11 protein-coding genes and 1 tRNA gene are annotated in these 13289 nt (G+C 71.3%); 3 read left to right on the forward strand and 9 right to left on the reverse strand.

Translation table 11 applies throughout. The features are described 5' to 3' along the window. Positions 1-114: 114 nt before the first annotated feature. Entirely contained in the window at positions 115-2490 is a 2376-nt protein-coding gene (locus tag EZ242_RS19115; protein WP_135286807.1) for a response regulator, read from the forward strand. Between the two features lie 21 nt (positions 2491-2511). On the opposite strand, the gene EZ242_RS19120 is transcribed toward EZ242_RS19115, so the two are convergent. The 4 genes from EZ242_RS19120 to EZ242_RS19135 form a co-directional block, all read right to left on the reverse strand. Next, positions 2512-3492, reverse strand: coding sequence for a Bug family tripartite tricarboxylate transporter substrate binding protein (locus EZ242_RS19120; protein WP_135286808.1), 981 nt, complete (start codon positions 3490-3492; stop codon positions 2512-2514). A 31-nt stretch (positions 3493-3523) separates the two neighbouring features. Next, positions 3524-4576 (reverse strand): aromatic ring-hydroxylating oxygenase subunit alpha, encoded by a 1053-nt coding sequence (locus tag EZ242_RS19125; protein ID WP_135286809.1) that lies wholly within the window; start codon positions 4574-4576, stop codon positions 3524-3526. 96 nt (positions 4577-4672) lie between these two features. Continuing rightward, complete coding sequence (locus tag EZ242_RS19130) at positions 4673-5497, reverse strand: helix-turn-helix transcriptional regulator (protein ID WP_135286810.1); 825 nt, start codon at positions 5495-5497, stop codon at positions 4673-4675. 75 nt (positions 5498-5572) lie between these two features. Further along, complete coding sequence (locus tag EZ242_RS19135; protein ID WP_135286811.1) at positions 5573-5839, reverse strand: hypothetical protein; 267 nt, start codon at positions 5837-5839, stop codon at positions 5573-5575. Between the two features lie 135 nt (positions 5840-5974). Here EZ242_RS19135 and EZ242_RS19140 point away from each other — a divergent pair, with 135 nt between their 5' ends. Both EZ242_RS19140 and EZ242_RS19145 read left to right on the forward strand, forming a co-directional pair. Beyond that, positions 5975-6661 (forward strand): NAD(P)H-binding protein, encoded by a 687-nt coding sequence (locus tag EZ242_RS19140; RefSeq protein WP_135286812.1) that lies wholly within the window; start codon positions 5975-5977, stop codon positions 6659-6661. 44 nt (positions 6662-6705) lie between these two features. Beyond that, positions 6706-8175 (forward strand): potassium/proton antiporter, encoded by a 1470-nt coding sequence (locus tag EZ242_RS19145; protein ID WP_135286813.1) that lies wholly within the window; start codon positions 6706-6708, stop codon positions 8173-8175. 54 nt (positions 8176-8229) lie between these two features. Here the strand turns inward: EZ242_RS19145 and EZ242_RS19150 are convergent. The 5 genes from EZ242_RS19150 to EZ242_RS19170 form a co-directional block, all read right to left on the reverse strand. Beyond that, positions 8230-8306, reverse strand: a tRNA-Val gene (locus EZ242_RS19150). Between the two features lie 58 nt (positions 8307-8364). Continuing rightward, positions 8365-10557, reverse strand: coding sequence for a RelA/SpoT family protein (locus tag EZ242_RS19155; RefSeq protein ID WP_135286814.1), 2193 nt, complete (start codon positions 10555-10557; stop codon positions 8365-8367). Continuing rightward, the gene (locus EZ242_RS19160; RefSeq protein WP_135286815.1) at positions 10529-11470 is read right to left on the reverse strand and encodes an alpha/beta fold hydrolase; all 942 of its coding nucleotides are present in this window, start codon (positions 11468-11470) and stop codon (positions 10529-10531) included. Before EZ242_RS19160 ends, EZ242_RS19155 begins: the two co-directional genes overlap by 29 nt. A gap of 65 nt (positions 11471-11535) precedes the next feature. Continuing rightward, positions 11536-12348 (reverse strand): metallophosphoesterase family protein, encoded by an 813-nt coding sequence (locus tag EZ242_RS19165; protein ID WP_135286816.1) that lies wholly within the window; start codon positions 12346-12348, stop codon positions 11536-11538. Further along, entirely contained in the window at positions 12345-13283 is a 939-nt protein-coding gene (locus tag EZ242_RS19170; protein WP_240787167.1) for a diacylglycerol/lipid kinase family protein, read from the reverse strand. Before EZ242_RS19170 ends, EZ242_RS19165 begins: the two co-directional genes overlap by 4 nt. Between the last annotated feature and the right edge of the window lie 6 nt (positions 13284-13289).

The raw sequence follows: 13289 nt of genomic DNA on the forward strand, positions 1-13289 counted from the left end.
CCACCCCACAGGACAGCGGAAAACGATCTTAGCCAGCGTCGAGCGGTGGACGAGGCAGTGAAGCCCCCGGCTTTTTGCGGCTGAGTTGCCGTTCCCGCGGCCTACACTCGCGGGATGCCGCCCGGCCGAAGCCTTGCCGCGTTCTTTTTCGCCGCCGCCCTCCTCCTGTTCCTGGTCCTGTTTTCCCCGGCCAGTGCCGCCAGCCATCGTGAAGCCGTGGCCGGCCGCATCGAGCTTTCCGCCGTTCCGAGGGAGCCGGTGCTTCTGTCCGGCCAGTGGGGCTTCGCCTGGCAGCAGTTCATCGATCCGCGCTGGCAGCAGGTGCCGAATTCCGCCCTTGCAGCCGTACCGGGCGGCTGGAACGAGCTGCAGGCCGACGGCAAGCCACCCGGCCCGCAGGGCTGGGGCAGCTACGCGCTGCAAGTGGACTGCCCGGTCGGCCAGGCCCTGGCGCTGGAGGCGAGTCCGCAGCGCACAGCCTCGCGCCTGTTCGTCAACGGCGAACTCGTGGCGGCGCACGGCGTGCCGGGAACTTCGGCCGCCGACACCTGGGCGGCGGTCTACAACCGCGTGCCCATCACCCGCGAGTTCGACTGCCCGCTGCGCATCACGCTGCACCTGGCCAATTTCGACCACCGCACCGGCGGCTTCGTGCGCCCCTTGGCCGTTGGGCCGGCCGACGTGCTGGCGCATTGGCGCGAGAGCCGCACCGCCACGCATGCGGCCCTGCTGGCCGCCTATGGCATCACGGGCCTGGTTGCGCTGATCTTCTTCGCCGTGCGGCGGCGCGAACGCACGCCGCTGGTCTTCGGCCTGTTCTGCCTCGCCATGGGCCTTTACGCGGACCTGCTCGGCGAGCGGCTGCTGCTGCGGCCGCTGGAACCGCAGGTGTCCTGGTTCGCGTACATGCGCATGGAGTACTTCGCCTGGATCACGGCGATGGCCTTCTTCTTTCTCACGCTCAAGAAGCTGTTTCCCACCGAGATCTCGCGCAGGGCCGTGGCGGTGGTGATGGCGCTGCTGTGTGCCGGCGCCTGGGCCGTGCTGCGGCTGCCGCCGGCGACGTATTCGCAGCTGGTGGCGCCGGGCACCGCGGTGGCTGCCCTGGTGATCGCCTACGTGGTGGGCGTGGTGCTCAAGTCCGACCGCCGGGCCGAAGCGCGGGTGCTGCTCGGCGGCATGGCCTGCGTGCTGCTGGCGACGCTGGCCGACCTGCTGCTGATCGACGGCGGCAACCCGGACCGCAAGCTCGTGCCCTTCGGCTTCGCACTTTTCCTGCTCTCCCCCGCCCTGGTCATCGCGCGGCGCATGAGCCAGGCCCTCAACGCCGAGGAGCGCAGCCGCACGCTGGAGGAGAACGCCCGGTTGCGCGAGGACGTGGAGCGCATCTCGCGGCACGACCTCAAGACCCCCTTGAACAGCATCATCGGCGCCTCGCGCCTGCTGCAGGACGACCCCAGCCTCGGGCACCAGCAGCGCGAGCTGGTGGGCGTGCTGCAGCGCGCCGGACTGCGCATGCTGGAAATGGTCAACCTCTCGCTGGGCCTGTACCGGATGGAGACCGGCAGCTACGACCTGCGGCCCCAGACCGTGAACCTGCGCGAGGTGGTCACGCGGGTGCTGGTGGACCTGCACTCGCTCGCGCGCGGCGCCGACGTCACGCTGGACTTCGGCGGCGGCTCGGACCGCACCGCGGTGGCGGTGCGCGGCGAGGAGCTGCTGTGCTACTCCATCATCGCCAACCTGGTGAAGAACGCCATCGAGGCGACCCCGCCGGGCGGGCGCGTGTCGCTGTCGCTGAGCCCGGGCGATCCGGTGTCACTGCGCATCCACAACCCCGGCGAAGTGCGCGCCGACATCGCGGCGCGCTTCTTCGAGAAGTACGCGAGCGCCGGCAAGCGCGGCGGAGCGGGGCTGGGCACCTACTCCGCGCGGCTCATGGCGCGCGCCCAGCGCGGCGAGCTCACGCTGCACACCAGCGCCGCGCAGGGCACCACCCTCACCCTGACGCTGCCGGCAGGCAGGATGGAATCCGCGGAAGCGCGGAACTCGGCGCCGCAGCCGCTGCCGGCCGCATCCCTGGACGGTGGCCCCGCCCGCACACTGCTGCTGGTGGACGACGACGAATTCAGTCGCCTGGTCACCAGCCAGCTCCTGCCCAGCCCCCCCTTCCAGGTGGAGACCGCGGAGAACGGCCAGGTCGCCGTGGAGCAGATGATGAAGCGCTGGCCGGACGTCCTGTTGCTGGACATGGAAATGCCTGTCCTCAGCGGCATCGAGACCCTGCGCCGGGTGCGCGAGCACGAAGCCGCGCTGGCGCTTCCGCGCTGCCGGGTGGTCATGCTGTCCGGCAACGACGACGCGGCCTCCATGAACCGCGCCCTGCAGGCCGGCGCCGACCGCTTCCTGGTCAAGCCGGTGGACCGCGACGAGCTGCTCGCGACGCTGGACGCGCTGGAGGAGCAAGGCGAGGGGCACGAGGCGCGCTGACGCGCCGGCCGACGGGTCCTCCTACTGCGGCTCGATCCCCAGGTCGCGAATGCGTTTCGTGATGATGTCGAACTCGGCACGGTAGTTGGCCGTGGCCTGCTCCGGCGTGGTGAGGTGCATCTCAAGGCCCCGGTCCACCAGCAAGGCGGTGACCTCCGGCGTGGCGGCGATGGCGCGGATTTCTTCCGAGAGCTTGCGCACCACCGGCGCGGGCGTGCGCGCCGGCACCAGGGCGGCCATCCACACGCTGGTTTCGTACAGCGGGTCCTTGAAGCCCAGCTCCTTGAGCGTGGGCACATTGGGCATGGCGCTCATGCGCTGGTGGTTCATCACGCCCAGCGGCACGATCTTGCCGGCCGCCACGTGCTGCTTGGCCGTGCCCACGCTGGACAGGCCGACGCTGACGGTGTTGGCCAGCAGGTCCTGCACCACCGGGCCTTCGCCGCGCTGGGGCACATGCACCATCTGCGCCTTGAGCTCGCGATTGAGCGACTCGCCCGCCAGATGTCCGAGCCCCCCGATGCCCCAGGAGGCGTAACTGAGCTTGCCGCCGCCGCGCTGCGCGAGCTGGCGCAGATCGTCCATGCTTTTGACGCCCAGCTGGGTGCCGGCCGAGATGAGCGCGGGGCTGCGCACGATCTGCGCCACGAAGGCCAGGTCCTTCTGCGGGTCGTAGGGCAGCGACTTGAACAGCGCCACGTTGTTCACCAGCGGGTCGTTGATGGTGATGAGGACCGTGTGCCCGTCGGGCTCGGCCTTGGCGACCTCGGCCACGCCGATGGCGCCGGCCGCGCCCGACTTGTTCTCCACCAGCACCGGCTGGCCCAGGCGCTTGGACAGGCGCTCGCCGATCAGGCGGGCCACGTAGTCGGTGCCGCCGCCCGCCGGGTAGGGAACGATGAAGCGGATCGGCTTGCTCGGGAAGTTCGCCTGCGCGAAGGCGGGCGCGGCGGCCAGCGCGAGCGAGGCGGCCAGGGTCTGCAGCAGGAAGGTGCGACGCATGCTTGTCTCCTTGTCGTTGGGGGTGCGTGGATCAGGCGGTCTCTTGGTGTTCGGCAGCGACGCGCTGCGCGAGCAGGCGGCGGAACTGCACCAGCGCACCATCGATGGCGAGCGCCAGCATGGGGGCGTCGGGCTTGCGCTGGATGTTGCGGTGCTGGGCCACGATGGTGTCGCGGTCCTCGTTGAAGGCGGTGATGAGGCTCTGGTAGATGCCTTCGGTCACGCCCTCGTCGCCCTGGTCGGCCGGGTGCGACTGCTGGAAGAAGTAGTGCGTGGTGGTCTGCGTCTCCGGCGTGAGCGTCTGGCAGCTGTGCAGGCGCACCGCGCGCGACAGGTCCTCGGGCGCGTCCTCCACCGGGCGTCCGCCCGAGTGCATCAGCAGCGTGCCGGGCAGGAGGAAGTCGTAGACGAACCAGCGGTCCAGCAAGGCGCTTTCCTCGAAGGGCCGCATGCGGCGGTAGTACGGCGGCACCGGCACGCCCGGCACGTGGCGGGTCACGCGGATGCCGGGCATGCCCGGGCCGTCCACGCGCTCGATCTCCGGCCGCGCCTGGGCAATGGCAGTGCTGCCGCCCAGGGTCTTCTCGTGCACGTACGACAGGTGCGAGAAGTCCAGCAGGTTGTCGCAGATCAGGAGGTAGGGCGTGTCGTAGTGCAGGTAGCCGGGCTTGTGCGTCCAGGCCGGATCGTCGCAGGAGAAGTTGTCCGGCAGCAGCGCGGTGTCGGCCCGCTCGGGTTCGCCCATCCAGACGAACAACCATCGGTTGCGGTTGACGATGGGGTAGCTGCGCACCCTCGCCTTCTGCGGGATCAGCGGGATGCCGGGCGCTTCGATGCAGCGGCCGGAGGCATCGAACTTCAGGCCGTGGTAGCCACAGCGCACGCAGTCGCCTTCGCGCCGTCCCTTGGACAAGGGCGCGAGCCGGTGGCAGCAGCGGTCTTCCAGGGCGGTGAAGCCGCCGCTCTCCCGTCGCATGACGAGGATGGGCTCCCCCAGGACGGTGCGGGTGAAAAGTTCAGCCGAGCCCGCCGCGGGAATCTCGTGCTCCCAGGCGATGACGTACCAGCAGTTGCGCAGCCACATGCTTGTGTCTCCATGAAGTCCTTCGCTCCATGGTGGCCGTGGCGGGCGAACGCGGCGTCCCCCTCGAAGGGGACGCCCAGGGTCTTTGCGAAGGGGTCAGCGCACCAGCGTGGCGAGCTGCATGCGCCCGCCGTGCATGCCACGGGCGGAGAGCTTGGCGTAGGCGCGCTTTCGCAGCGTGAGCACGCTCGAGGGCGCGATGTCGAGCTCGCAGGCGATGCCGTCGGCGCTCATGCCGCAGGCGATGCGCGCGCAGACGGCGCGCTCGCGCGGCGACAGCTCCGGCAGCTGGCGTTGCAGCGCGCTCTCGGCCCAAGCCACGGCTTGGGGGCCATGGGATGGGCGTGCGGCCGCGCCACCCAGCACGTTGCGGTGCGTGCGCGCCAGCAGCGGCGCAACCCCGAGCAGCCGCTCGATCTCGGCCGGCTGGAAGTCGCCGCGCGCGACATCGCGATACAGGTTGATGGCGAAGCGTGCACCCGGCACGGGCGCGTAGAAGAAGCTGAGCCGGGAACGCAGCCGGGCCCGCTCGTAGATGTCGCGACGCCAGGATTCCGAGTGGATCTCTTCGGCCACGACGTGCAGCGCGGCCATGCCACGGGGCTGGTCCACCCGCTGCGCCAGCTGGGTACCGGCGTCTTCGCGCCAGAAGCGCTCGCGGTAGGTGGCAAAGCACTCGGGTGTGACATTGGCCATGCCGGGACGCGCATGGCCTTCGACCAGCTCCGGCGCGGCGACCGCTTCGCGCCGCGCACTGCGGTATTCCACCAGGGAGAGGTAGTCCACCGGCACCACGCTGTCCACGAAGGCCATCAAGGCGGCCGCCGGTTGCGGGCGGTCCGGCGCGTCCAGCAGCAGGCCGACCGCCTGCGCGCTCAGCGGCTGGGCGGTGGGTGCGGGGTCCAGGTGCCAGGTCTGCACGGTCGGATGGTAGTCACCCTGACCCGGTGGCGCAGCGCCGATTACCCTTAGGTGCCTGGGCGGGCGCCCACGGTCCTAGACCACGTCGTCCGGATCGCGCCTGATGCCCCCGCCCACCGGGGTCAGGCGCATGACCTCGCTCAGGCGGTCGTGGCCGTGCACGGCGCGGGCCACGAGCGTGGCGCCGACGAAGGTGCCCAGGGTGCGCACGGCCAGCGAGTGATGCTTGCGCGTCGCCATCCAGGCACCGAAGCCGGCGACCAGCAGCACCCAGTGCTCACCGGGGAAGAAGGGCTCCGGGTTGTCGAAACGCTTGAGGATGTCGGGTTTCTCGAGGTTCATGCTTGCTGCCTTCCAATGGATGACCCGACCCTAGCGCGCCCGCCGCCGCGGCGCGGTGGTGGCAGGCGAGACGGTGCGTGTCGGACGCTGTTGATGCCCGTATGCTCGTTTCCCCTGGACTGCAAGGAGCCGGCGATGAACGACGACACGAACCCCCGGCCGCCCGGCGGCCGGCGCATCGCCCTCGCGGGCGCGACGGGCCTGGTGGGCCAGGCGCTGTTGCGCGGGCTGCTGGACGAGCCGTCCGTCGCGTCCGTCCTGGCACTGGTGCGCCGGCCGCTCACGGTCACGCACCCGAAGCTCGAGCTGCTCGTCGTGGATTTCGCGCAGCTCGCCCCGCTGCCGCCGGTGGAAGAGGTGTACCTCGCCCTGGGCACGACGATCCGCGTGGCCGGCAGCCAGGATGCCTTCCGCGCCGTGGACTTCGACGCCAACCTGGCGGTGGCCCGCGCCGCCCGCGCGGCGGGCGCACGGCGGCTGGGCCTGGTCAGCGCCATGGGCGCGGATGCGCATTCGCGGGTGTTCTACAACCGGGTCAAGGGTGAGCTGGAAGAGGCCGTGGCCGGCCTGGGCTTCGAGACGGTGGTGGTGGCGGGGCCCTCGCTGCTGGTGGGCGACCGCGCGGCGCTCGGCCAGCCCGCGCGCCGGGGCGAGCATCTCTTCCTGCGGGCCAGTCGCTGGCTGCGGCCGCTGGTGCCGGCGAACCTGCGGCCCATCGCGGCGGCCGATGTTGCCGCGGCCCTGCGCCAGCGGGTGCCCGAAGCGCAGGGGCTGGTGCGGCTCGCCTCCGGCGCCATGCAGGGTGCGTCGATCCGCCGCTGAGAAGCCACGTTTCCGTCGTGCCCGGCAGGCAGAATGCCCGGGCAGTGGACTTCGTCAACATCCCCCTCTTCGCCGCTTCCGTCCTGGTGTTCCTCTCGGTGCTCTCGGGCGTCGTGTCCACGCGCGTGGGCTTTCCGGTGCTGCTGGTGTTCCTGCTGGCTGGCGCGCTGGCCGGCGAGGACGGCCCCGGCGGCTACCCCTTCAACGACTTCGTCCTGAGCTTCTGGGTGGGCAACGCGGCGCTGGCGGTGATCCTGCTGGACGGCGGCCTGCGCACCGCCTTCTCCACCTTCCGCACGGGCTTGAAGCCGTCGCTGCTGCTGGCCACGCTCGGCGTCGCGATCTCCGCCGGCATCACGGGCGTGGGCGCCTCGCTGCTGCTGGACCTGGACTGGCGCTCGGGCTTGCTGCTCGGCGCCGTGGTCGGCTCCACCGACGCGGCCGCGGTCTTCGCCATGCTCAAGAGCTCCGGCGCGCGCCTGAACGAACGTGTCGCGGCCACGCTGGAGATCGAATCGGGCCTGAACGACCCCATGGCGGTGTACCTCACGCTGGCGCTCATCGCGGTCATCCTGCAGGCGCAGCCCGGCGCCACGGGCGGCCCGGCGCCGGTGCTGCTCACGCTGCTGCAGCAGTTCGGCTGGGGCACGCTCTTCGGCCTCGTCGCGGGCCTGATGGCCGCCTGGCTGATGCGGCGGCTGCCGCCTTCAGATGCGGGCATCACGGCCCTGCTGCTGGTGTCCGCGGGGCTGGCGGTCTTCGCGGCGACGGGCCTGGTCGGCGGCTCGGGCTTCCTGGCGGTGTACCTGTTCGGAATGATGCTGGGCAACCGCGCAACCGAGCGCACCGGCACCGCCCTGTCGGCCATGGACGGCTATGCCTGGCTGTCGCAGGCCGGCATGTTCCTGCTGCTGGGCCTGCTGGTCACGCCTTCGCAGGTGCTCACCGTCGCCGGCCCGGCCCTGGGCGTGGCGGCGCTGCTGATGCTGGTGGCCCGCCCCGTGGCCGTGTGGGCCTGCCTCGCGCCGTTCCGCTTCCGACCGCGCGAGATCTGGTTCATCTCCTGGGTCGGCTTGCGCGGCGCGGTGCCCATCGTGCTGGCGGTGTTCCCGCTCATGGCGGGCGTGCCCGACGCCATGCTGCTGTTCAACGTGGCCTTCGTGGTCGTGGTGGTCTCGCTGCTGCTGCAAGGCACGACCATCGGCTGGGCCGCCCGCCGCCTGCAGGTCGCGCTGCCCGAAGCCGCCGACGAGAAACGCACGCGCGCGGTCTTCGGCGACTTCGTCCTGGACGGCGCCTCGCCGCTGCGTGACGTGTGCGCGTTCTATGGCCTGCCCCTGCCGGAGGCGCAGGCCGATGCGGCGCTTTCGAGCTGGATGGCGACGGCGCTGGGCCGCCCGGCCGTCGTCGGCGACGAAGTTCCCCTGGGCAGCGCCACGCTGGTGGTGCGTGCGATGGAGGGGGCGCGGATCTCGATGGTGGGCTTGAAGCTGCCGGCGGAGGAGGCGGCCTGAGGCCTGCCGGAATGCAAAAGGCCCGGTCCTTGCGGGGCCGGGCCTTTGCGGGATTGGTAGGCGCGATTGGACTCGAACCAACGACCCCCACCATGTCAAGGTGGTGCTCTAACCAGCTGAGCTACGCGCCTGAGTTCGTTCGAGAAGCGGCGATTGTAGCAGGGTCGAAGAGGCCAACTTCCGCGGGCATCAGCGGCGGCGCGCCGAGCGCACGCCCTGCACTTCGGCCACCTGCGTGAGGACCTTCATGAGGCGCTGCGCGTCGGCGGTTTCGATGGTGAACGTCATCCAGGCCGTGCCCTTGACGGACTGCGTCTGCACGCCGATGACGTTCATCTTCTCCTTGGCGAAGACCTCCGAGATGTCGCGCAGCAGGCCCTGGCGGTCGGCGGCCTCGACGGCCACGTCCACCGGATAGACGGCCTCGCGGTCGGCGCGTGCGCCGCCCCACTCCACCTCGATGACGCGCGCGGGCTCGCGCGCGGCGATCTGCCGGAAGTTGCTGCAGTCGCGCCGGTGGATGCTCACGCCCTTGCCGCGCGTGACGAAGCCGCCGATGGCATCGGGCGGCGCCGGCTTGCAGCAGCGCGCCAGCTGCGTCATGAGCGAATCGATGCCCACCACGAGCACGCCGCCCTTGGGCGTGCCCGCGCCCGAGCGCGGCTTCTTGAGAAGGAACTCGTCCTGCGGCAGCGGCGCCTCCGGCGGGCGCAGCAGGGTCTCGATGTTGCGCAGCGAGAACTCGTCCTTGCCCACCACGGCGAAGAGGTCGTCGGCGGTCTTGAACCCGAGCTGCGCGGCCAGGTCTTCCAGCTTGAAGGCGGTGCGGCCTTCGCGCTGCAGGAGCTTTTCCACCGCCTCGCGGCCGCGGGCGACCGTCTCGTGCCGCTGCTGTTCGTTGAACCAGGCGCGCACCTTGGCGCGCGCGCGCTGGCCGGCCAGGAAGCCCAGGTCGGGATTGAGCCAGTCGCGCGAAGGCCCGCCTTCCTTGGCCGTGACGATCTCCACCGTCTGGCCGTTCTTCAGCGGCGTGTTCAGCGGCACCATGGCGCCGTCCACCCGCGCGCCGCGGCAGCGGTGGCCCAGGCTGGTGTGCACGGTGTAAGCGAAGTCCACCGGCGTGGCGCCCTGCGCGAGCTCCACCACCGCGGCCTGCGGCGTGAGCACGTAGATGCGGTCTTCGAAAAGGCCCGTGGCCGCGCCGGCCAGGTCGCGCTCCCAGGCGAGCAGCTGGCGCAGCACGGCGATCTTGGCGTCGTAGTCGCTGCTGGCCGAGACGCCCGCGTAACCCTTGGCGCCCGCCTCCTTGTAGGCCCAGTGCGCGGCCACGCCATGCTCGGCGTGCTCGTGCATGGCCGGGGTGCGGAACTGGATCTCGATGGGCCGGCCGGTCGCGTCGCGCACCACCGTGTGCAGCGACTGGTAGCCGTTCGGCTTGGGCCGCGCGATGTAGTCGTCGAACTCGCCCTCGATGGGCTCGAAGCGCTGGTGCACCCAGGCCAGGGCCGCATAGCACTCGCGCTCGTCGGCGGCGATCACGCGCAAGGCGCGGATGTCGAACACATGCTCGAATTCCAGCGACTTGCCGCGCATCTTCTTGACGATGCTGTAGATGTGCTTGGGCCGTCCGTGCACCTGCGCGTGCAGGCCCTGGGCGCGCAGCTCGTCCTCCAGTTGCTGGCGCAGCTGCTCGACGTAGGTCTCGCGCTCGACGCGCTTTTCGTCCAGCAGCCGGGCGATCTGCTTGTAGGTCTCGGGCTCCAGGAAGCGGAAGGCGAGGTCCTCCATCTCCCACTTGATCTGCCAGATGCCCAGGCGGTTGGCCAGGGGCGCGAAGACCTCCAGTGCCTCGCGCGCCACCTCCGGCGGAGGCACGGTGCGCGAGACGGCGTGCCAGCGCAGCGTCTGCAGGCGCGAGGCCAGGCGCAGCATGACCACCCGCAGGTCGCGCGAGAACGCGAGCAGCATCTTGCGGATGTTCTCGGCCTGGGCGTGCACGCCGCTCGGGCGGGCCTCGCCGCCGCGGGCCTGCCGCTGCACGGCGACCAGCTTGGTGGTCTCCACGGCGAGCGCGGCATAGCTTTCGCCGAAGGCCTTGGCGATCACCTCCTGCGGGCGGTTCAGGTGGGTGCAGGCATACACGAGGTAGCTGGCGGCCTGCATTGCCTCGGAGCCGCCCATCTGCTTGAGGATGTCGGCGACCGCATCGGCATGCACCAGCGTGTTCTCGCCGGTGTCCAGGGTTTCCCCCGCGATCAGCGGCTCGGCGAAGGCGCGCGCGCGCGCCAGGGCATCGGCCTGGCGGGGCAAGGACTGCTCGGCGGCGGCGACCAGCTCCGGAACGGGCGCGGCCTCAGCCGCCTCGCTCGCCAGGCTTTTCATGCTTGCGTTCCTCGTGCAGCAGGAAGTCCACCAAGGGGTTGACCTGCTGCGGTGTCACCAGCGTGGGCGCATGGCCGACGCCGGGGATCTCGATCAGGCGGGCGCGCGGCCCGCGTTGCGTCATGGCCAGCGCCGTCTCGTGCGACAGCAGGTCCGATTCGGTTCCGCGCAGCAGCAGGGTCTCGGCGCGGATCTGGTCGTACAGCGCCCAGAGCGCGGCCTCGCCCTGGGCGGCGTCCTCCTGCCGCAGCGCGCGCAGCGGCTGGGCGATGGCCGGGTCGTAGTGCAGGGCGAAGCCGCCTTCCGGCAGGGCGCGCACCATGGGCTGCGACAGCGCCAGCCACTGCTCCCGCGAATGCGGGCCGAAGCCGACGGAGATGGCGGCCATGGCGTCGGCCGCGTGCTGCAGGGTGTCGTAGCGGCCGCCCTGCCCCAGGTAGCTGCCGATGCGCTGCAGGGCCTGCCACTGGATCACCGGCCCCACGTCGTTGAGGACCAGGCGCCGCACCGGCGCGGGCAGCGGCAGGTGGGGCGTGCCGCACACGGCCATGCCGATGAGGCCGCCCATGCTGGTGCCCACCCAGTCGAACCAGGCCACCGGCGCCGCGGCGTCCAGCGCGGTGAGCAGCACCAGCATGTCGGACGCGTAGGTGGGCAGCTGGTAGAGGGAGGGGTCGCGCAGCCAGTCGCTGTGGCCGCGGCCGACGACATCGGGGCAGGCGACGCGCAGCGTGCCGCCGGCGGCGTCCACCAGGCGGCGCGCGAGCACGTCGAAGTCACGCCCCTGCCGCGACAGGCCGTGCACGCAGACGACCACCTGCGGTGCCTGCGCGTCGCCCCAGAGCCAGTAGGCCATGCGGTGCGGCCCGGCTGCGCTTTGGCAGTTCACGTGGTGCAGGCGCGGTTCGGTCATGGGGATTCCGGGACGACGAGGTTTCGTCGCATCCTAATGGATGACCAGACCTCCGCCGGCTGCGCTCAGGCCAGGCCGAGGGTTTGTTCCGAGGCCGTGAGGAAGGCCTCGGTCTTCGCGTCGTAATCGCAGCGTTCGACCTTGCAGGTGCGGGTGCGGCCCAGGGGCACGGCGTGCCAGTGAATGAGGTTGACCGAGTTGGCCGTGCCCCAGCGCACGCGGTGCGACAGGGCGGTGCCGGCCTGCACGCACCACATGGGCCGCGGCGTGGGCCGTGCCTGGCCGGAAAGCTCCACCACATAGGGCAGGTGGATGTGGCCGCCCAGGACCAGGTCGGCGCCGGCGTTGGACCAGGCGTGCAGCGCCTCGTCGGCGTTGAGCAGGCGGTCGTGCTCGTCGCTGGCACGCAGCACGGCGGCGGGCTGGTGCGTGACCACGATGCGCAGCTGCCCGGGCCGCGCGCGCGCCAGGGTGCGCGAGACGGACTCGATCTGCGCCGCCGAGACCTCGCCGTTCGTATGACGCTCGGGCCGCGTGGTGTTGACGCCCACCACCAGCATGTCGTCCAGGTGCAGCACCGGCTCCAGCTGCGGCCCGAAGGCGCGCAGGTAGCGGGCATAGGGCCGCCACAGGCGCAGCGCGAGGTTGTAGAGGGGAATGTCGTGGTTGCCGGGCAGCACCAGCAGGGGCGCATCGCCCAGCCCGGCCAGCGTGGCGCGCGCGGCCTCGAACTGCAGCTCGGTCGCGCGCTGGGTCACGTCGCCGCTCAGGATGACCAGGTCCGGCCGGCGCTCGCGCACCAGCGCCTGCAGGGCGGCCACCACCGGCGGCTGCTCGGTGCCGAAGTGCGTGTCGGAGATGTGCAGGACCAGGCTCATTCCGCCTCGACGCGGTCCTCGTCGCTGGGCATCATCAGCATCAGCGGCGTGGGGCAGACCTCGAAGGTGATGGGCTGCGTCATCATGCCGATCTCGCCATCGGCCGCCACCTTGACGCGCCGCGCGCTGCGCACCGAGACGGTGAGGCGGTCGAAGGTGAAGCTCTCGACCTGTTCGGCCTCGCCCAGGCGGCCGAAGGCGCCGCGCAGCAAGAGGCCGAACATGGCCACCGTGCCGATCGGCTTGAGCACCATGGCGACCATGTGGGTGCGGCCGACCTGCTCCAGCACCTCGGGCGCCAGGCCCAGGCGGGCGAGCTGCACGCGGTTGTTGCAGATGAAGAGCGTGGGGGTGCGCAGCCGGCGCTCGCGGCCGTCCACCTCGATCTGCACCGACAGCTGGTGGCGCCACTTGAACAGGGTGGACAGCGCCGAAAGCAGCGCCACCCAGCGGTGGCGGCCGAAGCGATCGACGAAGGCCTCGCGGTCGTCCAGCAGCTGCGGATACAGGCCCAGGCTGGCGTTGACCAGGAACAGGCGGCCGTTGATGGTGCCGACCTGCACCGGCCGGGGCGTGGCGCGCAGCAGGGCGCGGGCGGCCTGCTCGGCGTCCTGCGAGAGGCCCTGCTCGCGGCCGAAGTAGTTGAAGGTCCCCTGGGGCACGGCACCCAGTACGCAGCCGGCGTGGTGCGCCGCCTGCGCAGCGGTGGTGAGGGTGCCGTCGCCGCCCACGGCGACCAGGACGGCGTCCTCCCGGTGCGCGCGTTCGGCCGCCAGCCGGGCCACGTGCGCCAGTTCGGCGGGCGAGTCCAGGGGCACGAATTCGTGGTCCTGCCCGGCCTCGCGAAACACCCGCTCCAGGATTTCGCGCTTGTGCTGCGCCACCTCACGGCCACCGCCCGAGGCCGGGTTCAGCAGGACCAGGAACCGGGGCACGCGCCG

This window comes from Ramlibacter rhizophilus, assembly GCF_004681965.1.
Classification (GTDB): Bacteria; Pseudomonadota; Gammaproteobacteria; order Burkholderiales; family Burkholderiaceae_C; genus Ramlibacter; species Ramlibacter rhizophilus.

Excerpts from the sequence above, each read along its gene's own strand:
- EZ242_RS19160 (WP_135286815.1), bottom strand. The coding sequence starts at position 11,470 with ATGACCGAACCGCGCCTGCACCACGTGAACTGCCAAAGCGCAGCCGGG.
- EZ242_RS19140 (WP_135286812.1), top strand. The coding sequence starts at position 5,975 with ATGAACGACGACACGAACCCCCGGCCGCCCGGCGGCCGGCGCATCGCC.
- EZ242_RS19115 (WP_135286807.1), top strand. The coding sequence starts at position 115 with ATGCCGCCCGGCCGAAGCCTTGCCGCGTTCTTTTTCGCCGCCGCCCTC.
- EZ242_RS19125 (WP_135286809.1), bottom strand. The coding sequence starts at position 4,576 with ATGTGGCTGCGCAACTGCTGGTACGTCATCGCCTGGGAGCACGAGATT.
- EZ242_RS19165 (WP_135286816.1), bottom strand. The coding sequence starts at position 12,348 with ATGAGCCTGGTCCTGCACATCTCCGACACGCACTTCGGCACCGAGCAG.
- EZ242_RS19135 (WP_135286811.1), bottom strand. The coding sequence starts at position 5,839 with ATGAACCTCGAGAAACCCGACATCCTCAAGCGTTTCGACAACCCGGAG.
- EZ242_RS19120 (WP_135286808.1), bottom strand. The coding sequence starts at position 3,492 with ATGCGTCGCACCTTCCTGCTGCAGACCCTGGCCGCCTCGCTCGCGCTG.
- EZ242_RS19155 (WP_135286814.1), bottom strand. The coding sequence starts at position 10,557 with ATGAAAAGCCTGGCGAGCGAGGCGGCTGAGGCCGCGCCCGTTCCGGAG.